15 protein-coding genes and 1 tRNA gene are annotated in these 20,245 nt (G+C 60.9%); 9 read left to right on the top strand and 7 right to left on the bottom strand.

Features of this window, described 5'->3' with window-relative positions; all coding sequences use genetic code 11:
• Positions 1 to 4: 4 nt before the first annotated feature.
• Genes DW189_RS01455 through sufB form a run of 7 tightly spaced genes read right to left on the bottom strand, consistent with a single transcriptional unit; the run spans position 5 to position 7,199 of the window.
• The gene (locus DW189_RS01455) at positions 5 to 1,033 is read right to left on the bottom strand and encodes an efflux RND transporter periplasmic adaptor subunit (protein ID WP_117506624.1); all 1,029 of its coding nucleotides are present in this window, start codon (positions 1,031 to 1,033) and stop codon (positions 5 to 7) included.
• A gap of 60 nt (positions 1,034 to 1,093) precedes the next feature.
• Positions 1,094 to 2,200 (bottom strand): BT_3928 family protein, encoded by a 1,107-nt coding sequence (locus tag DW189_RS01450; RefSeq protein ID WP_117506623.1) that lies wholly within the window; start codon positions 2,198 to 2,200, stop codon positions 1,094 to 1,096.
• Entirely contained in the window at positions 2,178 to 2,882 is a 705-nt protein-coding gene (locus DW189_RS01445) for a dTMP kinase (protein WP_117506622.1), read from the bottom strand. The genes DW189_RS01450 and DW189_RS01445 overlap by 23 nt, the downstream gene beginning before the upstream one ends.
• A 53-nt stretch (positions 2,883 to 2,935) precedes the next feature.
• Positions 2,936 to 4,156 (bottom strand): aminotransferase class V-fold PLP-dependent enzyme, encoded by a 1,221-nt coding sequence (locus DW189_RS01440; RefSeq protein ID WP_117506621.1) that lies wholly within the window; start codon positions 4,154 to 4,156, stop codon positions 2,936 to 2,938.
• A gap of 2 nt (positions 4,157 to 4,158) precedes the next feature.
• On the bottom strand, positions 4,159 to 4,980 hold the full coding sequence (locus tag DW189_RS01435; RefSeq protein ID WP_117506620.1) for a SufD family Fe-S cluster assembly protein: 822 nt from the start codon (positions 4,978 to 4,980) through the stop codon (positions 4,159 to 4,161).
• Positions 4,977 to 5,729 (bottom strand): Fe-S cluster assembly ATPase SufC, encoded by a 753-nt coding sequence (sufC, locus tag DW189_RS01430; RefSeq protein WP_018695347.1) that lies wholly within the window; start codon positions 5,727 to 5,729, stop codon positions 4,977 to 4,979. Before sufC ends, DW189_RS01435 begins: the two co-directional genes overlap by 4 nt.
• A gap of 24 nt (positions 5,730 to 5,753) precedes the next feature.
• Complete coding sequence (sufB, locus tag DW189_RS01425) at positions 5,754 to 7,199, bottom strand: Fe-S cluster assembly protein SufB (RefSeq protein ID WP_022332989.1); 1,446 nt, start codon at positions 7,197 to 7,199, stop codon at positions 5,754 to 5,756.
• A 309-nt stretch (positions 7,200 to 7,508) separates the two neighbouring features.
• Here sufB and DW189_RS01420 point away from each other — a divergent pair.
• The 9 genes from DW189_RS01420 (at position 7,509) to DW189_RS01380 (ending at position 20,178) form a co-directional block, all read left to right on the top strand.
• Positions 7,509 to 7,596, top strand: a tRNA-Ser gene (locus DW189_RS01420).
• Between the two features lie 182 nt (positions 7,597 to 7,778).
• The gene (locus tag DW189_RS01415) at positions 7,779 to 8,015 is read left to right on the top strand and encodes a hypothetical protein (protein WP_022332990.1); all 237 of its coding nucleotides are present in this window, start codon (positions 7,779 to 7,781) and stop codon (positions 8,013 to 8,015) included.
• A 204-nt stretch (positions 8,016 to 8,219) separates the two neighbouring features.
• On the top strand, positions 8,220 to 8,630 hold the full coding sequence (locus DW189_RS01410; RefSeq protein WP_022332991.1) for a hypothetical protein: 411 nt from the start codon (positions 8,220 to 8,222) through the stop codon (positions 8,628 to 8,630).
• Complete coding sequence (locus tag DW189_RS01405) at positions 8,627 to 9,943, top strand: DUF3440 domain-containing protein (RefSeq protein ID WP_117506618.1); 1,317 nt, start codon at positions 8,627 to 8,629, stop codon at positions 9,941 to 9,943. Before DW189_RS01410 ends, DW189_RS01405 begins: the two co-directional genes overlap by 4 nt.
• The gene (locus DW189_RS01400) at positions 9,888 to 10,460 is read left to right on the top strand and encodes an IbrB-like domain-containing protein (RefSeq protein ID WP_022332993.1); all 573 of its coding nucleotides are present in this window, start codon (positions 9,888 to 9,890) and stop codon (positions 10,458 to 10,460) included. Before DW189_RS01405 ends, DW189_RS01400 begins: the two co-directional genes overlap by 56 nt.
• A gap of 395 nt (positions 10,461 to 10,855) precedes the next feature.
• Positions 10,856 to 11,527, top strand: coding sequence for a MarC family protein (locus DW189_RS01395; RefSeq protein ID WP_117506617.1), 672 nt, complete (start codon positions 10,856 to 10,858; stop codon positions 11,525 to 11,527).
• A 109-nt stretch (positions 11,528 to 11,636) separates the two neighbouring features.
• Complete coding sequence (locus DW189_RS01390; protein WP_117506616.1) at positions 11,637 to 12,896, top strand: Nramp family divalent metal transporter; 1,260 nt, start codon at positions 11,637 to 11,639, stop codon at positions 12,894 to 12,896.
• A 270-nt stretch (positions 12,897 to 13,166) separates the two neighbouring features.
• The gene (locus tag DW189_RS01385; RefSeq protein ID WP_117506615.1) at positions 13,167 to 17,885 is read left to right on the top strand and encodes a translocation/assembly module TamB domain-containing protein; all 4,719 of its coding nucleotides are present in this window, start codon (positions 13,167 to 13,169) and stop codon (positions 17,883 to 17,885) included.
• Positions 17,866 to 20,178 carry a BamA/TamA family outer membrane protein gene (locus tag DW189_RS01380; RefSeq protein ID WP_117506614.1) on the top strand — a complete coding sequence of 771 codons (2,313 nt, stop codon included), beginning with the start codon at positions 17,866 to 17,868 and terminating at the stop codon, positions 20,176 to 20,178. The genes DW189_RS01385 and DW189_RS01380 overlap by 20 nt, the downstream gene beginning before the upstream one ends.
• The last annotated feature ends 67 nt before the right edge of the window (positions 20,179 to 20,245 follow it).

The following is a 20,245-nucleotide window of genomic DNA, read 5'->3' as shown; positions in this document are numbered from 1 at the left end:
CGCATCAGTTTAAGATTCTCACCCGTTCGCCCTGCCGCAACTGGTAAACCCCGGCCGTGACGACCCGCTCACCCGGTTCCACCCCGCTGTCGATCACGACCCGGTCTCGGCCGTACAATTCGCCCAGGGTTACGGCCCGGCGCTCGACACGGTCGCCGCCGGTCACCACCCAGACGTAAGTGCCGCCTTCGGCCGGGGCATAAACGGCCGAGACGGGCAGGGATACCGCATCCGTGACGGGATCGGCGCTCTGCATCGTGACCATGCACGACATGCCGGGCGAAATCGAATAACGCCCGGTGTCGACATCCGTAAGGCGCAGCGACACGGGGAACCCCGAAGCATCGGACGATGTCTTGGCATAGTCCTTCAGCACGGCGGGGAACTTGACGCCCCGGTAGTTGTCGAACTCGACCTCGAAGCGGGTCGAAGGCGACGAAAGGAGCGACAGGCCGCTTTCGGGCATGGTGAATTGCACTTTGGTCGTCACCGGGTTCACGACGCGAACGATGGACTGCCCGGCCTGCACGCGTTCGTAGTTGTCGACGAACTTGCGTTCCACGACGCTGGCGAAAGGCGCACGGAGCTTGGTCTCCTTGAGCAGGTCGAGGGAATTTTCATAGGCTGACTTGGCTTGTGCGAAACGGGTCTGGGCGCTTTCGAACTCCTGGCGGGATACGGCTTCGTGCTCCAACAACCGCTGCATACGCTGCATCTGCGAACGGGCCTCCTCGAAAGCCGACCGGTCGGCCGAAACCTGCAATTCGATATCCCGGGGATCGAGTTCGGCCAGCAGCGCCCCTTTCTTGACGCTTTCGCCCTGCGCGACGGGGACATCGAGCACCTGCCCCGGAAGCTTGAAGGCGAGGTTCACGGCGTCATCGGGCGTCGCCAGCCCTGCGAAGTCCTTGTCGATGACCGCCGCACCGGCTGCCGTGGTGACTTTGACGGGACGCACGGTCTCGGGCACAGGCTGGCGCCGGGCGCAAGCGCCCAGGAGAAAGACTACGATTAAAACATGGAAAGTTCGCATAATAAGAAAGTTGACTCCGTTCCCGGGGTCAACTTTCATACCACATGCCGCAAAATGTCCCTACGGACGAATATCGCGACAATTCTTTTTAGCACGGATCACGCCGTCCTCCAGCACCACCATGCCGTTATTGGCGCGCAGCATGGTCTTCATGGTCGAAGCGTCTATGTTATAGCACCGTACATCCCCCGAACCGAAATCGTGGTAAGTGACCCCGTACAACGGCTGCGGGGTAAGGCAGACGACGCGGGCCCCCTCCTCCGCGGCCCGCCGCACGACCTTGGCGAACCGCTTGGCGCAACCGCGCGGCAGGCGGTCGAACGACGTAACGCAGAGCAGGTACACGCGCCCAGGAGCAGTCACGATCTCCTCGGTCGCATCCCCTTCGGCATCGCGCAGGGAGAATTCGCTCATGAGCGGGCGGATGGCGGGCATCTCGTCCGTAGTCCGGGTATCGACCCACTCCCATTTTTCGGCATCCTGCCAGGCCGTGTCGTCGAGCGAAAACTCGCGCAGCTTGCCCGTCTTGATGTTGCGGTAGACAAGTACGGTCTCCGTTTCGCCGGGCTCGACGACCGGGGCGTGCATCCCCTCCCAGATATTGACCCCGACCTTATAGGGCAGGAAGTCGATCAGCGGCAGGTGGCGGTAGCAATAGTATCCCAGATACATCGTGAGGAAGAAAAAGGTGACGGTAAGCACGATTTCCAGGGGGTTGAAGGCGAAGATCTTGTCGGGGCGGTAACGCCACCAGACCACCAGAGCCATCGGCAGCAGCGCCAGGTTCTTGTAGAAAGTCTCCCACGGCGTCAGCTTCAGCGCCTCGCCGAAACAACCGCAGTCCTCGACGGGGATCACCGTAGCGCTGAGCAGGGTGAGGGCGGTGAAAAAGAGCATGGAAAGCACGGCGAAGATCGAGATCAGGCGGATACGTACCTTGAAGAGGAGCATACAGCCCATCATCATCTCGGCACCGCACAACCAGATCGAAAAGGCCATGCTCGCCCCCTGGAGGGATTCCATCCCGTAGATCGAGAGGTACTCGTTGACCTTCATGGCGGTGCCCCACGGATCGATGACCTTCGTGAAGCCCGACACGATGAACGTGCAGGCAAGGATCAGCCGGCAGACATTGGCCAGCAGTTTAAAGGCCCTGGACTTCCGCATCGGCTTCGAGTATTGGTGCCAGCTGGGCACATATTTTAGCAAAAATACCCTCCGGGGAATCCATCGCCCCCGCAGGATCGCTGCAATCGACGACCCGCAGCGCGGGGTCTTTGGCCGCGGCTTCGAGGTATACGCTGCGCACGGCCTGTTGCAAGGCGAGCGACGCCTCGTGGATGTCCTGTCCGCCCTGCAGGTACTCGCGGTCGTCGCCCTCGCGCAGTTCGGAGAGTTTGCGCTCGGTAAAGGTGAACGGCACGTCGAGGAACAAGGACACGTCGGGACGCGGCAGGCCGTTATGACAGAATTCGAGGTATAGGATCCAGTCGGCCAATCGGTTGCGTTCTTCTCCGGCGGGCAGCTTGGCGCACTGGAAACCCACGTTCGAATAGACATAGCGGTCGAGAATGACCGCCTTGCCCTGCGCGAGCCACTCCCTGATCCGGGAGGCGGCATCGGCACGGTCGCCCGCGAAGAGCAGCGCCACGAGGTAGGGGTCGACCTCACCCACACCGCCGAACTCGCCGCGCAGGAAACGGGCTATCAGCTCGCCGTAGACGGGCGAATCGAAACGCGGGAAGTGCACATACTCGCTCTCGACGCCCCTGTCGGCAAAAAACCGGCGCAACATGCGGATTTGGGTCGATTTACCGGCCCCGTCCAAACCTTCGAGTACTATGAACATAGGTTAATTCCGAATTATTTAAGTTTTTATCCTTCAATAAGTCGCCCGGCCCGCTATCCGCGCAGCATCCGCACCGCGCGTTCCACGCCGCCGGCCAGCGCATCGGCCTCGGCCAGCGTATTGTAGAGCGCGAACGAAGCGCGGCACATCCCCGTCGTGGAGAAATGCGTCATGGTGGGTTCGGCACAGTGCTGCCCGGTACGGACGGCGATACCCAGCTTGTCGAGGATCATGCCCATGTCGTAGGGATGCACACCTTCGACGTTGAACGACACGATGGCACATTTGCCGGGCGTCGTACCGTAAATCCGCAGCCCGTCGACGGCCGAAAGCCGTTCGGTCGCACGGTGCAGCAGTGCCGCCTCGTGCGCCTCGACCTCGGTCGGGTCGAAACGCCCGACGAATTTCACGGCTTCGCCCAGGGCGATGGCCCCGGTGAAATTGGCCGTACCGGCTTCGAACTTGAGCGGCACGGGGGCATAGGTGGTCTTGGCGAAGGTCACGGTATCGACCATATCGCCCCCGCCGAGGAACGGCGGCATGGCTTCGAGCAGCGCACGTTTGCCATACAGCACGCCGATGCCCGTCGGGCCGAAGAGCTTATGCCCCGAGAAGGCATAGAAGTCGCAATCCAAAGCCTGCACGTCGACACCGCCGTGCACGACACCCTGGCATCCGTCCACCACGGCGATCGCCCCCACGGCATGTGCCGCGTCGATGACGGGCCGCAGGTCGGGACGCGTTCCGAGTGTATTCGAAGCCTGCGTAACGGCGACGATGCGGGTCTTGTCATCCAGCAGCGACGGCAGCAGTTCGGTGCACAGGCGCCCCTCGTCGTCGAAGGGCAGGACGCGGATTTCCGCCCCCTTGCGTTCGGCGAGCATCTGCCAGGGCACGATGTTGGAGTGATGCTCCATCTCGCTGACAAGGATATTGTCGCCGGCACGGACGAACTTCTCGCCCCAGGCATAGGCCACCGTATTGAGCGAAGCCGTAGCGCCGGCCGTAAAAATGACCTCTTCCTTTTCGGCAGCGCCGATAAAGGCGCCGATACGCTCGCGTGCCGCCTCGTAAAGCGTCGTGGCCTCTTCCGAAAGATAGTGCACCCCGCGGTGTATATTGGCGTTAAGCCCGCGCTGCAGGTAATCGACCATCTCGATCACGGCCAGCGGTTTCTGCGCCGTGGCGCCGCTGTCGAGGTAAACCAGCGGCTTGCCGTAGACCTCGCGCCCCAGGATCGGGAACTCCCCGCGTATTTTTTCAACGTCGAACATCGTTATGATTTTTCCAGTTTGGCAACCACCGCTTCCATCGCCGCCTCGCACAGCGGTTCAATGTCGCAGCGGCGTACGACATCGCCCACGAAGCCCTCGATCTGCAACCGCCGCGCCTGGGCTTCGCTCAGGCCGCGCTGCCGCATATAGAGGATCGCCTCGGAATCCATCTGTCCCACCGTCGCGCCGTGCGAGCATTTCACGTCATCGGCATAGATCTCCAGCTGGGGCTGGGTCGTGATACGCGCCGTCTCGCTGAGCAGAATGTTGCGGTTCTGCTGCTGCGCATCGGTGCGCTGGGCGTCGGGCGCCACATAGACCAGCCCGCAGAACTCCCCTACGGCCGTGCCGCCCGCGACACCTTTTATATAAGAGTTGCTGCGGCAGTCGGGCACGTTGTGGTTCGTCCGCAGCCTGACGACGCAATGCTCCTGCCCGGCGGCGAGGAACGCTCCGCCCAACAGGCTTTCGGCACCCGGCCCGTCGAGATCGACCGTATAGGAGGCATTGGCGCTCGAAAGCTGCACCGCCGTGATATGGCAAAGGCTGCGGGCAGCCTGTTTCACGGTCACCTCCGCAAAGGCTTCGGAAACGAATAACTCGGTCAATACGAAGCGTGCGCCCTCCTCCAGCACGATCTCCAAGGCCGACACCTCGGGCGAAGTATGGAGCACGGCCAACCGCAGCGAAGCCCCCGCCGCGACCTCGACACGCATACGCCGGGGATCGACCGCAGCGAAAGGCTCGCTCTCCGCCCCGGCAACCCGGAACACTTCGCCCTCGGCCGTACGGAACCCGCGGATTATATCGTAAAGCGCCGTCATTCCCTGTAATCGTTAATCAGCCAGTCGTAGCCCTCCTTTTCGAGCTTGAGGGCCAGCGTCTTGTCGCCCGTATGGATAATGCGCCCCTTGTAGAGCACATGCACCACGTCAGGCACGATGTAGTCCAGCAGGCGTTGGTAGTGCGTGATGACCACCGTGGCATTCTGGGGCGTATGGAGTTTCGTAACGCCCGTGGCGACGATGCGAAGGGCGTCGATGTCGAGTCCCGAGTCGGTCTCGTCGAGGATCGCCAGTTTCGGGTCGAGCATCGCCATCTGGAAAATCTCGTTTTTCTTCTTCTCACCGCCCGAGAAGCCTTCGTTCACGGCACGCGACGTGAGCTTCGCATCGAGCTCCACGACAGCGCTCTTCTCGCGCATCAGGCGCAGGAACTCGGCGGCCGTCAGCGGCTCCTCGCCGCGGAACTTGCGCTGTTCGTTCACGGCCAGCTTCATGAAATTGGCCATCGTGACGCCCGGTATCTCGACCGGGTACTGGAAGCCGAGGAACAGGCCGAGGCGCGCCCGGTCTTCGATCGGCATGTCCAGCAGATCCTGCCCCAGGAACGTCGCCGAACCTTCGGTGACGGTGAACTTTTCATTGCCCGCGAGCACCGCCGCGAGCGTCGACTTGCCCGAACCGTTGGGGCCCATGATGGCATGCACCTCACCGGCTCCGACCTCGAGGTCGATGCCCCGCAGGATCTCCTTGCCGTCGACGGACGCATGCAGATTTTTTACGCTTAACATATCTTTTCCCTTTTTTATATCCGGTTATCCGACCGAACCCTCGAGGCTTATCGAAAGCAGTTTCTGCGCCTCGACGGCAAATTCCATCGGCAGTTTGGCCAGCACCTCGCGGGCGTAGCCGTTGACGATCAGCCCCACGGCGTCCTCGGTCGAAAGCCCGCGCTGGTTGCAGTAGAAAAGCTGGTCGTCGGAAATCTTCGACGTGGTGGCTTCGTGTTCGACCACGGCCGTGCGGTTGCGGCTGTCGATCACCGGGAAGGTGTGCGCGCCACACTTGTCGCCGATCAGCAGCGAGTCGCACTGCGAATAGTTGCGGGCGTTCTCCGCCCCCTTGGCCATGCGCACCAGCCCGCGGTAGGAGTTCTCGCTCCGTCCTGCCGAGATACCTTTCGAGACGATGCGACTGCGGGTGTTGCGGCCGATGTGGATCATCTTCGTACCGGTATCGGCCTGCTGGAAGTTGTTGGTCATGGCCACCGAGTAAAACTCACCGACCGAATTGTCGCCCGCGAGGATGCAGCTCGGGTATTTCCAGGTGATGGCCGAGCCGGTCTCCACCTGCGTCCACGACAGGCGGGCGTTTTCGCGGCAGATGCCGCGTTTGGTCACGAAATTATAGATGCCGCCCCGCCCCTGCTTGTCGCCGGGATACCAGTTCTGCACCGTGGAGTATTTGACCTCGGCGTCCTTCTCGACGATGATCTCGACCACGGCGGCATGCAACTGGTTCTCGTCGCGGCGCGGGGCCGTACAGCCTTCGAGGTAGCTCACGTAAGCCCCTTCGTCGGCCACGATCAGCGTACGTTCGAACTGTCCCGTCCCCGCCGCATTGATCCGGAAATAGGTCGACAGCTCCATCGGGCAGCGGACACCCCGGGGGATGTAGCAAAACGATCCGTCGGAGAAGACCGCGGCATTGAGCGCCGCATAGAAATTGTCGGTATAGGGGACGACGCTGCCCAGGTATTTCTTCACCAGGTCGGGGAAGTCGCGCAGCGCCTCGGAGATCGAACAGAAGACGATGCCCTTTTCGGCCAGCACCTCCTTGAACGTCGTCTTGACCGACACCGAGTCCATCACGGCGTCGACCGCCACGCCCGCCAGCGCCATCTGCTCTTCGAGGGGGATGCCCAGTTTGTCGAACGTGCGTTTGAGCTCGGGGTCGACCTCGTCCATCGAATTGAGTTTTTTCTGCGGCTTGGGGGCGGCGTAATAGATGATGTCCTGAAAATCTATTTCGGGAATCGTCAGGTGCGCCCACGTCGGGGGTTCCAACGTCAGCCAGTGGCGGTAAGCCGCCACGCGCCGCTCGGTCATCCACGCGGGCTCGCCTTTCTTGGCGGAGATCAGACGTACCACCTCCTCGTTCAGACCCTTACCGATGGTTTCGGTCTCGATGTCCGTGGTGAAGCCGTACTTGTATTCCTGCTCTCCTATATTCTCCAGTATGTCTTTATCTTTCTCTGCCATTATGAGCGAAATATCACACAAAGGTACAAAATCTAAATGCAATTTCATAATACGGCAAAGCAAATCCGACACCAGAGCAGGCAAAACGGCAAAAAAGAGATGTGAATTTTCGACGCCCGTGCAACGGATGCCGCTGCCGACAGGCCGTATCGGCGGGACGCAGCCTTCGGCCACGGGGGCTCCATGCCGCGGGGCCTCCCCCGGCAGAATGCAGGGCGAAAACTTTTCTCCGGTTTTTATTTGGTAATTCCCCTTTTTTGATTTACTTTTGTCCCGCTTAACGATAGCAATATTTAGTTTTAGCTGCCCGGAGAGTTGGGTGAGTGGCTGAAACCACCAGTTTGCTAAACTGACGTACGGGATTACTGTACCGGGGGTTCGAATCCCCCACTCTCCGCAAAAACGAGCGAAACCCCTGCAAATATCAATTTGCAGGGGTTTCCATTTCCGGGGTGCCGTCCAACGGAAAAAAGGAGAAAACCTCGGACAAACTCCGGTATGCCGGGCTTGGATGCCTTCAGCAACGCCCTTCCCCATCGCGGTACGACCTTTGCAGCACACTTTCCAAAAAAAGAACCGATGAAAAACACCGACCAACACCATCCGTCCTGCCGGCAAGAGGCAGCGCAGGCCGACGTAAGACAATCGCAAGGCATGCAGGAAATCCCCGTCACCCAGATCACCCCGGACGACATACTCGCCGACGGCGGCCCCATCACCCCTGCCACCGAAGACGGAACGCCTACGCAGCGGCAAATAGAGCAGGACGTGGTGAGCGTCAATCCCTCGGCTGACAGCATGGAAAGCCGGGGTTGAATTTCCCGTCCGGGTTTTCCCCGTCGTTCTTACAGGTTTCCGGCGGTGCTTTCCGGACGGAAACCGGATTGAAACATCTATCCCCGAGGCCGAAAAATTTGAGAAAACGGGCGTAATTTGTTATATTTGTGATGACAACCCATATATTCGGAACATTCAGTCGCAAATATACAACATTCAGTCCGCAAATGCGGCATCGGGGATATGACAATCGAAAAACTGGACGGAACTTCGCCTCGCCTCTACACACTCGTCGCGCCTCTGGTCATGCGGCGCAGCGTATTGCGCCAGAACAACAACTATCCGTTCTGGACTTCGCGTTCGCATACGTGGTTCGTCGCCTGGGAAGGTGAAAATGTTTACGGATTCGTGCCGGTGGAGATTACCGACGGCGGGATCGCAAGGATCAACAACTACTATGTCTCGGGCGACAACCCGCAACTGCTCGCGCGGTTCCTGCGGGAGGTCGTCCAGTATTACGGCCGCGACTATACGATACGTTCCGTCACGCTGATCCGCCATGCGGAGATATTCCGCACCGAGGGATTCGCCGCAATCCGGGAATGGAAGCAATACGTCGCGATGCAGTACGACAATAAACGGCCGCAGCCATGAATGTCTACGAGCGGACACAGCAACGGCTGAAAACCGTCTTCGAGCTCTTCGACGACATCTATGTCTCCTTCTCCGGCGGCAAGGACAGCGGCGTGCTGCTCAACCTGTGCATCGACTACATACGGCGGCACCATCTCAAACGCCGCATCGGAGTATTCCACATGGACTACGAGATACAGTACCGCGACACGGTCGACTATGTCGACCGGACGCTGGCCGCGAACGCCGACATACTCGACGTCTACCGGGTCTGCGTGCCGTTCAAGGTACAAACCTGCACATCGATGTTTCGGCATTACTGGCGCCCGTGGGAAGAGTCCAAGCGGGAGCTGTGGGTGCGTGAGATGCCTGCGGGCTGCCTCACGCACCGCGACTTCCCGTTCTTCAGGGACGACATGTGGGACTACGAATTCCAGAATTGCTTTGCCGAGTGGCTCCACGCCCGCAACCGGGCGGCACGCACGTGCTGCCTGATCGGCATCCGCACGCAGGAGAGTTTCAACCGCTGGCGCACCATATACAGCGACCGCAACCACCACCGATTTTCGGGCAAGCGGTGGATACGCCAATGGGTCGGCGGCGGAATCTGCAACGCCTACCCGCTCTACGACTGGCTCACGACCGACATCTGGACGGCGAACGGCCGGTTCGGCTGGCCCTACAACCACCTTTACGACCTCTTCTACATGGCCGGCGTGCCGCTGGAGAGCCAACGCGTAGCCAGCCCTTTCATCTCGCAGGCGATTTCGAGCCTGCATCTCTACAAGGCCATCGACCCGGACACGTGGGGCCGCATGATCGGCCGGGTCAACGGCGCCAACTTCGCGGCGCTGTACGGCCGGACGGCTGCCACCGGCTGGCAATCGGTCAAGCTGCCGAAAGGGATGACCTGGGAAGGTTACATGCATTTCCTGCTCTCGACGCTTCCGGAGCGGACACGGAATAACTACCTCGAAAAGCTCTCCGTAAGCATCCGTTTCTGGCGCGAAAAAGGCGGGTGCCTCCCCGACGAAACCATCGCAAAGCTGCAAAAGGCGGGTATCCGGATTGAAATCGGCGGCAAGAGCGCCTACCGGACGGACAAACGTCCGGTGCGCATGGAATACCTCGACGACATAGACCTTCCGGAATTCAGCCGGCTGCCAACGTTCAAGCGGATCTGCATTTGCATCCTGAAGAACGACCATGCCTGCAAATACATGGGATTCTCGCCGAACAAAAGCGAGACGCAGCGCCGAAATAAAATCATGGAAAAATATGAATCGTTACTGCAACCCTCCGACAAAAGCAACGTACCGGAGCCCTGTCTATGACGTCAGAGCCGTGCCGGTGGAGAAAGTCGTGGCGAACAGCTACAACCCCAACGTCGTAGCCCCGCCCGAAATGAAACTGCTGGAGCTGTCGATCTGGGAGGACGGCTACACGATGCCGTGCGTTTGTTATTACGATGCCGAAAAGGATCTCTACGAACTGGTGGACGGTTACCACCGCTACCTGGTGCTCAAGCGGTCGAAACGCATCTACGAACGGGAGAGGGGCCTGCTGCCCGTGGCGGTGATCGAAAAGGACATCTCGAACCGCATGGCCTCGACCATCCGCCACAACCGGGCGCGCGGCACACACAACGTAGAACTGATGAGCGAAATCGTCGCCGAACTGACGCGGGCACAGATGTCCGACCAGTGGATCATGCGCCACATCGGCATGGACCGCGACGAACTGCTGCGCCTGAAACAGATCACGGGGCTCGCCGAACTCTTCGCAGACAAGGAGTTCAGCCCCGGCGATACCGAGGACGAGGCCGTGGAGCCCGCCAGGATCATGCGCTGAGCACCGCGTCACGACGTATACGGGACGGTGGAGAGGAACCGGCATGGGATACGGCCCGGAATATCCGCACCGGGGCGTGCGGCGCCGCACGCCCCCGCCCACAGCCGGATTCGAAGCCCTGCAAAGGAGCATCGCCGCTCCCCGGGCATGGAGCGAATGCCAGCGGGCAAGGCCGCAGGAAAAGGAGCCCGAAAAAAGTTCCGTAACCGGAGCAGGCGGCCTCACGTCGTCCCGGCGACAGCGACAGGGCGCTGCCGCCGGCAGCAGGGAAAACCGGCAGCAGGGAAAAGGCCGCCCGCGAATTTGCGCCCCGGAACATATTATGCGGACATACCGGAGGTTTGGAATAGTTATTGATGACTTTCGCACCACAATACAAAGTTCCGAACCCCAAGATGTTAAAGGAAGGATTTCTTTTCACGTTCATATCCGCCTTCATGGCGTTGTTTCCGGTGGCGAACCCCGTCGGTGCGGGCTTCCTGGTCAACGGGCTTCTGTCGGGGCTGGACGATGAAGACCGCAAGTCGATCATCCGGAGGATCATCACCGACTATCTGCTCGTCGGGCTGGGCAGCCTGGCCGTCGGGCATTTCGTGCTGACGCTCTTCGGGCTCTCGCTGCCGGTAATCCAGCTGGGCGGCGGGCTGCTGATCTGCCGCACCGCCCTGCAATGGCTCAGCGACTCGGACTCCTCGGTGGGGCACGCGCAGGGCAAGGATGTCAACCCGCTCCACAAAATAGCCCTCGAATCGCAGGTCTTCTACCCGATCACCTTCCCGATCAGCATCGGCCCGGGCAGCGTCTCGGTCATCCTGACGCTGATGGCCTCGGTGAGCATGAAGGACGGCTGGGCCAAAGGGCTGCTCTCCTATGCGATCATCGCGCTGGTAGTCGTGCTGATGTGCCTGATCCTCTACCTGTTCCTGTCGCAGGGCGAGCGCATCATACGGAAAATCGGCACCAGCGGCAGCATCGTCATCAACAAGATGGTCGCCTTCTTCACCTTCTGCGTCGGCGTGCAGATCGTCGTGACGGGCATCGCCAAATTATTCCACTTGCACCTATAACCGAAAACCGAGCCGGCAATTTCGCGCGGACACACGAACTTGCCGGGCGCGCAACCCGTAGAAACTATTTATTTTTCTTATTTTGCGGATCGAAATAAACCATGTAACTATGTCATTCTGGTCGCGACTCTTCGGCCCGGATCACAAGCCCCGGATGGGCGGGTTGGAGATTTTCAAATACATCGGCCCCGGACTGCTCGTCACCGTGGGGTTCATCGACCCCGGCAACTGGGCTTCCAACCTGGCCGCAGGCGCACAATACGGATACACGCTGCTATGGATGGTGACGCTCTCGACCGTGATGCTGATCGTATTGCAGCACAACGTCGCACACCTGGGCATCGCCACGGGCCTCTGCCTGTCGGAAGCGGCATCTGCATACCTCAAACCCGCATGGTCGCGCCCGTTGCTGGGTTCGGCCGTGCTGGCGTCGATCTCCACCTCGCTGGCCGAAATCCTGGGCGGGGCGATCGCATTGCAAATGCTGTTCGGCGTACCGGTGCGCATCGGCGCGCTGCTGGTGCTCGTGTTCGTGGTCGTCATGCTCTTCACCAACAGCTACCGGCTGATCGAAAAATGGATCATTGCCTTCGTCTCGATCATCGGGCTGTCGTTCATCTACGAACTGTCGCTGGTAACGATCGACTGGCCGCAAGCCGCCCGGGCATGGGTGACGCCCTCGTTCCCCGAAGGTTCGATGGTCATCATCATGAGCGTATTGGGCGCAGTGGTAATGCCCCACAACCTGTTCCTACATTCGGAGGTGATCCAGAGCCGCCAGTGGAACCTGAGCGACGACGCGGTCATCCGCAGACAACTGCGCTACGAATACGCAGACACGATCTTCTCGATGCTGGTGGGCTGGGCGATCAACAGCGCGATGATCCTGCTGGCCGCAGCGACCTTCTTCGCGACGAAAACACCCGTGGAGGAGTTGCAGCAGGCCGATTCGCTCCTGCAACCGCTCCTGGGGCGAAGCGCAACGCATATCTTTGCCGTCGCCCTGCTCTTCGCGGGGATCTCCTCGACGATCACCTCGGGAATGGCCGCGGGCTCGATCTTCGCCGGGATATTCAAAGAGCCCTACGACATCAGGGACAACCACTCCCGGACGGGCGTGATGGTTTCGCTGGTCGTCGCATTCCTGATCATCCTGCTGATCGGCGACCCGTTCAAAGGACTTATCTACTCCCAGATGATACTCAGCATCCAGCTGCCCTTCACGGTCTTCCTGCAGGTACACCTGACCTCTTCGGAGCGTGTGATGGGCAAATACCGGAACTCGCGGTTCACCAAATACCTGCTCTACGGGATCGGGGCCGTAGTGACCGTCCTGAATGTAATGCTGCTCGTCAGTTTCTTCCGGTAGGCGCGGCACGGCGTCCGGCGAGGATATGCGATATATGTCCCCCGGCAACGGCTGTGGCAGCCGCTTAGGCACCGCCCGGGCAGCTGGGTGAAATCAAAAAAGACGATTGAGACCTCGAATAAGCCCGTTTATCGGGGGAATTGCCGTTGTGCAATCATCGGATTTTTAGTAACTTGCCACGATTTTACGGGCTGCCCGTAAAACCAAGAGCGCTTTCACGCACCAACACATTGTATTATACGGCGTTACAATACACGACACTATATTTTAATGCTGAAAAAGATCATCAAATATACGCTCCGTGCGCTGCTCGTTGTCCTCGTCGTCCTGATACTGGTTCCTGCCCTGCTCTACATACCGGCCGTACAGGATTTCGTTCGGAAGCGCGCGGTCGGCTATGCCTCGCGGGCGCTCGGGATGGATTTGTCCGTCGAACGTCTCCGGCTCTCCTTTCCGCTCCGGTTATCGGTGGACAACACGCTGCTGGTCGACAAGGCCGATACGCTCCTCAGCTGCGGCAGGCTCTCGCTGGATGTCGCCCTGTGGCCCCTGGTTCGGAAAGAGGTCGTCATCCGGAGCTTCGGGCTGGAGCGGGTCGCCGCCCGCTACAAGGATTCGCTGGCGGGCATGGACATGCGCCTTTCGGCGGGCCTGTTGTCCCTGGATGCGGCCAAGGCCGACCTCTCGGCAAATACGGCAGGCATCGCCAGCCTCGTCCTGTCGGATGCCGATGTCCGGCTGGACATAACGCAAGCGGCTCCGAAAGAGGAAGCGGACAGCACGGCCGCACTGCCGTGGACGATCGGCATCGGGAAACTCTCGGTGGGCAACCTGGCTTTCGGGATGCGGACGGCACCTGCCGTATCGGAACTCTCCGTCCGCCTGGCCGAAGGCACGGTGGATGAATGCCGGGTGCGGCTCGACAGCCAGCAGGTATCCGTGAAAAGCGTACTGCTGAACCGGGGCGGCTACTCCTACCTGACAGGGCCGGCAGTGCCCGGAAAAGAGAAACAGGAGGCAGCTCCCGCGCCCGGCGGCAGCACGCCGTCGCTCCCCTGGACGGTTCGGGTCGGCAGCGTCGTGCTGACCGGCAACCGGGCGGAATACGGGCTGCTGAACCATCGTCCCGCAGCGGGATTCGACCCGTCGTTCATCGCCCTCTCGACGCTCGACCTGGCGGTCGATTCGATCTACAACCGGGGTGCGGACATAGCCCTGCAAATCCGCCGCATGGCGTTCACCGAGCGCAGCGGGCTCACGGTGAGCGACATGACCGGGGACATCGGCATGGACGCCTCGGGCATATCACTTGCCGGCGTCACCCTGAAAACGCCCTTTTCCCGGATCGAGGCCAACATCTCCGCCGGGGAGGGGATTCTGGCACTGGCTCCGGATTCGCCGCTCAAGGCAGACCTCATGGCCGACGTGAACACCAAAGACCTAAAATACCTCTATCCGGCGCTGATACCGCCCGTGCTCGACGGACGTATCGTCAGCCTGGCGCTCACCGCAGCGGGGACGCTGGGCGACATCGGAAAAGCCGGGCTGGACATCTCCTCGCCCGGACACGTCGCATTCACGGCGGACGGGGCGGCGAGAAACGTGCTCGACCCCGGCCGCATGGAGGCTTCCGCACGGTTCGAAGGCGATTTCAGGGATATGGCGTTCCTCGAAGCGCTGTTGCCCGACTCCGCCCTGCGGCGGCGCATAGCGATCCCCGACCGCATCCGGCTCCGCGGAACGGCCGGCGCAGACAAAGGGGCGTTCTCGGCCGCTTCGACGCTCTCGGCCGACGGCGGGGAGATAGCCCTGCAAGGCCAGCTGGATACCCGCAGCGAGGCCTATGGCATCGAATTACGGTGCGACAGCTTCCCGTTGAACAGGTTTTTGCCGGCCGATTCGCTGGGCCTTATAGACCTGGTGCTGCAGGCCGGGGGCAGCGGATTCGATCCGCTCCGGGCGCAGACCCGGGGGAACATCCGCCTGCAGGTTGACCGGGCGGAGTTCCGCGGCAGGGATTTCGGAGGCGTGGAGCTGAACGCAAACCTCGAAGGAGGACAGCTTTCCGGCCGCCTGTCCGACCGGGACGAGGCACTGCGGCTGTTGCTGCTGGTCTCGGGCACGCTGACCGAACGGAAACAGGAAGTCAGGCTCACGGGCAACGTCTTTGATTTCGACCTGGCAGAGCTGGGAATCTCCCCGCAGAAAATCGGCGGGTCGTTCGCGCTGGAGGCCGGGGCGTCCGCCTCGGACGCCGGCAGCTATACCGCCCGGATAGCCCTGGACAGCATCGAGGTCAGAACCCGGCACCGCACAGACCGCATCCGTCCGACGAGCCTGTCATTGAGCTCCGACACGACGGCGACGCGGGCCAGACTGGCATCCGGCGACCTGTCGCTGGCATTCGTCTCTCCCGGGCCCGTGGATTCGCTGGTTCCGGCCCTGACGCGGAGCGCCGACATACTCGCACGGCAGATACGGGCACAAAGCGTCGACATGGAAGCCCTGAAACCCGCATTGCCCGATTTCAGCCTGCGGGTCACGGCCGGACGCGAAAATATCCTGAATAATTTTCTGAAAACAAAAAAGGTGTCGTTCGGCGCGCTGGACATCGAAGGCGTGAATTGCGACTCCCTGCCGGTATCCCTCCGGATAAAGGCGGAGAGGCTGGCCTGGGGAGGCGTCGTCCTCGACACGCTGACGGCAGGCATCGCGCAGGACGGCCGCCGGCTGGATTATTTCCTCCGCACGGCGAACGTCCCGGGGAACCTGGACAACGTAGCCCTCGCAGGGCTGTACGGCCATGTGGCCGGAAATAGGGGCCAGGTAAACCTCTGCCAGAAAAACCGGGCGGGACGCGAGGGGTTCCGTTTCGGGCTGGACGTTGAATGGAACGACAGCCTGGTCAGGGCGGGCGTAACGCCGCCCGACCCGGTATTCGGGTACGAACCCTGGACGGTAAACCCCGGCAATTACCTCGTTTACAGGTATGGCAAAAGCATCGACGCCGACCTCGACATGAGGCACGGCGACCAGCGGTTCGCAATCCAAACGGTTTCCGGAGCGGGGGCGTCCGACAACATCCGGCTGGACATCGCGGGCCTGAACATCGGTTCCGCACTGGGGCTGCTGCCCTCCGCCCCGCCCGTCGACGGTGTATTGGGTACGGAAATGACGCTGGGCATGACGCCCGACAGCCTGACCCTGCGCGGCGACCTGTCCATCGCGGAACTGTCGTACGACAAACGGCGCTTCGGCAACGTCGACTTCGGACTCTATTACAAGCAGGATCAGGGACATATGGCCGATGCGCGGCTGACGCTCGACGGCGCCGAGGTACTGACCGTCCGGGGAGATTACCGCGCAGAGCGCGAAAGCCCGCTCGACCTCACGGCGACGATCCCCGGATTCCCGTTGCAGCAGGCCAACGTATTCCTGCCCGACGACCTGATCCGCCTGCGGGGCCGGTTGCAGGCGAAAATCCACGCAGGAGGCACCGCTAACCGGCCGAGGCTGGACGGGGGCGTGCACTTCGCACAGACCGAAATCCGCGTACCGATGATCGGCACGTCGTTCCGGTTGTCGTCCGACACGATCCGCATCGACGACAGCCGCGTCATATTCGACGACTACACGCTCCTCGCCCCGAACAGCAAGCCGCTGACGATCGGCGGCGAGGTCGACTTGGCCGATTTCAGCCGCATGACGGCCGACCTCGCGCTCCGGGCGTCGGATTTCCAGGCAGTCGACGTAGCCCGGAAAGAGGGGACGTCGGTTTACGGAAAGGCCTACCTCGACCTGGACGCGACGGCCAAAGGCCCCCTGGACGAACTCGTCGTCCGCGGGAACGTAGCCCTGCTGGGCGGCACGGACATCAATTACGTCATGCAGGACTCCCCGATGGACGTGAAGGAGCGTCCGCAAAACATCGTGACGTTCGTCTCGTTCCGGGAACTGGATTCCCAGGGACAGGAAGAGACATCGCAGGCAATACGCATCGGAGGCATGGACGTGCTGGTGAATGTCGACATCAACAACGACGTACAGGCGGCCGTAGACCTTTCGGCGGACGGCAACAACCGGATCGACCTGAAGGGAGGCGGCAACCTGACCTATACCATGAATCCGCTGGGCGACGTCCGCCTGTCGGGAAAATATGTGCTTTCGGGCGGAAGCGTACGCTACAATCCGCCCATCATCTCCCAAAAAATCTTCAAGATCACGCCGGACAGCTATGTCGAATGGATAGGGAACATCGCCGACCCGGCTTTCAACATCACGGCCGTGGAGACCGTACGTGCCAATGTCTCCTCGGACGGGCAGGACAACCGTGCGGTGAATTTCGACATCTCCATCAACATCCGCAATTCGCTCGACGACCTGGAGGTCAGCTTCGGACTTTCGGCCCCCGAAGACCTCACCATGCAGAACCAGTTGAATTCGCTCACGGCCGAGCAACGCGCCAACCAGGCTATGAACCTGCTGATATACAACACCTACACGGGCCCCGGAACCACGGCGAAGGTCAGCTCCGAGAACCCGCTCAACTCGTTTATCCAGAAGGAGCTGAACCAGTGGGCGCAGAACAACCTGAAGGGCGTAGACCTGAGCTTCGGCATCAACTCCTACGGCGAGGACGACCCCAACGGCCAGCGCACCGACTACTCCTACCGGTTGTCCAAAAACCTGTTCAGCAACCGCGTGCGCGCCGTCATCGGAGGCAAGTTCAGCACGGACGCCGACCCGTCGCAGAACCTCAAGGAGAACCTGATCGACGACATTTCGCTGGAATACATGCTGACCAAGCGCGACAACATGTATCTGAAAGTATTCCGCCATACCGGGTACGAAAGCATCCTCGAAGGCGAAATCACCGAAACGGGCGTAGGCTTCGTGATCCGGAAAAAACTGCTGAGGCTGGGCGACCTGTTCAAATCGACGAAACCCAAAGCGAAAAAACAGAAACGAGATGAGGCCGGCACACATTAGAAATACCTGCATCCTGGTTTGCGCCGTGTTGTCGGTAGCGGCCTGCTCCACCACCCGCCGGCTGGGGTCGGACGAGGTGTTGTATACGGGCGTGAAGAAAATCCGGATCGAACCCGACTCGGGCGTCGTGCTCTCCGCCGCAGCCGAATCGGCCGTGAAGGAACCGCTGTCGGTCGCCCCGAACAACCCGCTTTACAGCCCCTATATCCGCACCCCGCTGCCGATCGGGCTGTGGGCCTACAACTACCTCTACACGCCCAGGCAAAAGGGATTCAAATACTGGTTATTCAAACGGCTGGCCAAACAGCCCGTGCTGATCTCGAAGGTACAGCCCCGGCTCCGGACGAAGGTCGCGGAACAGGTGCTCGAAAATTACGGCTATTTCGGCTCGCACGCCGCAGACTCCCTGCTCTACCGCAAACACGGGCGGAAGGCAAAGGTGTACTATACGCTCGGCATAGCGCCGCCCTGGCACTATTCGAAGATCGCCTACCCGGAGGTGGACAGCGGCATGGAGCATCTCATGGACAGTCTCCGGGCCACGTCCCTGCTCCGCGTGGGGGCGCAGTACAACATGGACAGCCTCACGCTCGAACGCAAACGGATCTCCCAGCTGCTGCGCAACAGGGGATATTACTATTTCCGTCCCGAATACCTGGAATACCTGGCCGATACGACCTCCGGTCTGCGGCAGGTCGACCTGCGCCTGAACCTCAAGCCCAACCTGCCGGAGGTGGCGCTCAAGCCCTACCGGGTGGGCGGCATCACGGTGCGGCTGACGAACATCAAACCCGGCCCGACGGACACGCTCCGCCTGCGCAATGCGACGGTCATCGCCCAGAAGCCGGTGAAAATCCGCCCCAGGATCCTGTCCAGGGCCCTCACGCTCCGAAGCGGGCAGCTCTTCACGGTAGATGCCCAGAACCGCACGCAGACCGACCTCAACAAGCTTGGCATTTTCCGTTCCGTCAACCTGAGTGTCACGCCGCTCGACTCGCTGCGGGGCTCCGACACGCTGGACGTCGCCATCGACGCGCAGTTCGACTATCCGCTGGAAGCCGCCCTGGAAACGGACGTAACCTCGAAGTCGAACAGCTTCATCGGCCCCGGCATCACCTTCAAGGTCAGCAACAACAACCTGTTCCGGGGCGGCGAAGTCCTCGCCCTGAAACTGAACGGCTCGTACGAATGGCAGACGGGCAACAAAAACTCCGGCGGCCGTTCCTCACGGCTCAACTCCTATGAGCTGGGACTGAATGCGAACCTCAGCATTCCGCGGCTGTTGCTGCCGTCGTTCATCACGCGCAGGCTGAAATACCCCGGGAGCACGACGTTCCAACTCGGGGTCGACCTGATGAACCGCCCCAGCTTCTTCCGGCTGATCGCGTTCAGCGGCTCGGCGGGATACAATTTCCAGACCTCGCCTTACAGCCGCCATTCGCTGACCGTATTCAAACTCACCTACAACAAGCTGCTGCACACGACCGAAGCCTTCGACAAGACGATGGACGAGAACCCGGCCATCGCCATGAGTTTCCGCAACCAGTTCGTACCGTCGATCAACTATACCTATACGTTCGACAAGACCTACGGCAGCACCGGCAACCGCCGCTTCTACTGGCAGAACAGCGTCACCTCGGCCGGGAACCTCCTCTCGGGCATCCTGAGCCTGTTCGGCGAAAAACAGCCCCAGCACCTGTTCGGGAACCGCTTTTCGCAGTTCGTCAAGGAGGTGAGCGAAGTGAAGTTCTACCACCGCATCGGGCGCCGGAACAACTGGCTGGCGACGCGGCTGCTCGTCGGCGTGGGATATGCCTACGGGAATTCCGAGGTGATGCCCTACAGCGAGCAGTTCTACATCGGAGGCGCCAACAGCATCCGCGCCTTCACGATCCGGTCGCTCGGGCCGGGCAGCTACCGTCCCCCGGCCAACGACCGCAACGGCTATCTCGACCAGACGGGCGATTTCAAGCTGGAGGCCAACGTCGAATACCGCTTCGGCATCATGGGACGCCTGAACGGCGCCGTTTTCCTCGACGCCGGGAATATCTGGCTGCTGAAAAAAGACCCCAAACGCCCCGGTGCGGAACTGAAATGGAAAGGGCTGCTCAATGAAATCGCGCTGGGCACCGGATTCGGGTTGCGTTACGACATCAGCTACCTGGTCATCCGTGCCGACCTCGGAATCGGCATCCACACCCCCTATCCCAATCCCGACAAGACGGGGTATTACAACATCTCCAGCTTCAAGGATGGGCTCGGGTTCCACCTGGCGATCGGCTATCCGTTCTAAGGTGTGGGACCAGGTCACCCCTACGAATACGAACAGGCCGGCTGGTAATACCAGCCGGCCTGTTCCA

This window comes from Alistipes sp. AM16-43 (assembly GCF_003435745.1).
In the GTDB taxonomy this organism is placed as follows: domain Bacteria; phylum Bacteroidota; class Bacteroidia; order Bacteroidales; family Rikenellaceae; genus Alistipes; species Alistipes onderdonkii.
This window is presented reverse-complemented; position numbering and strand designations above follow the sequence as displayed.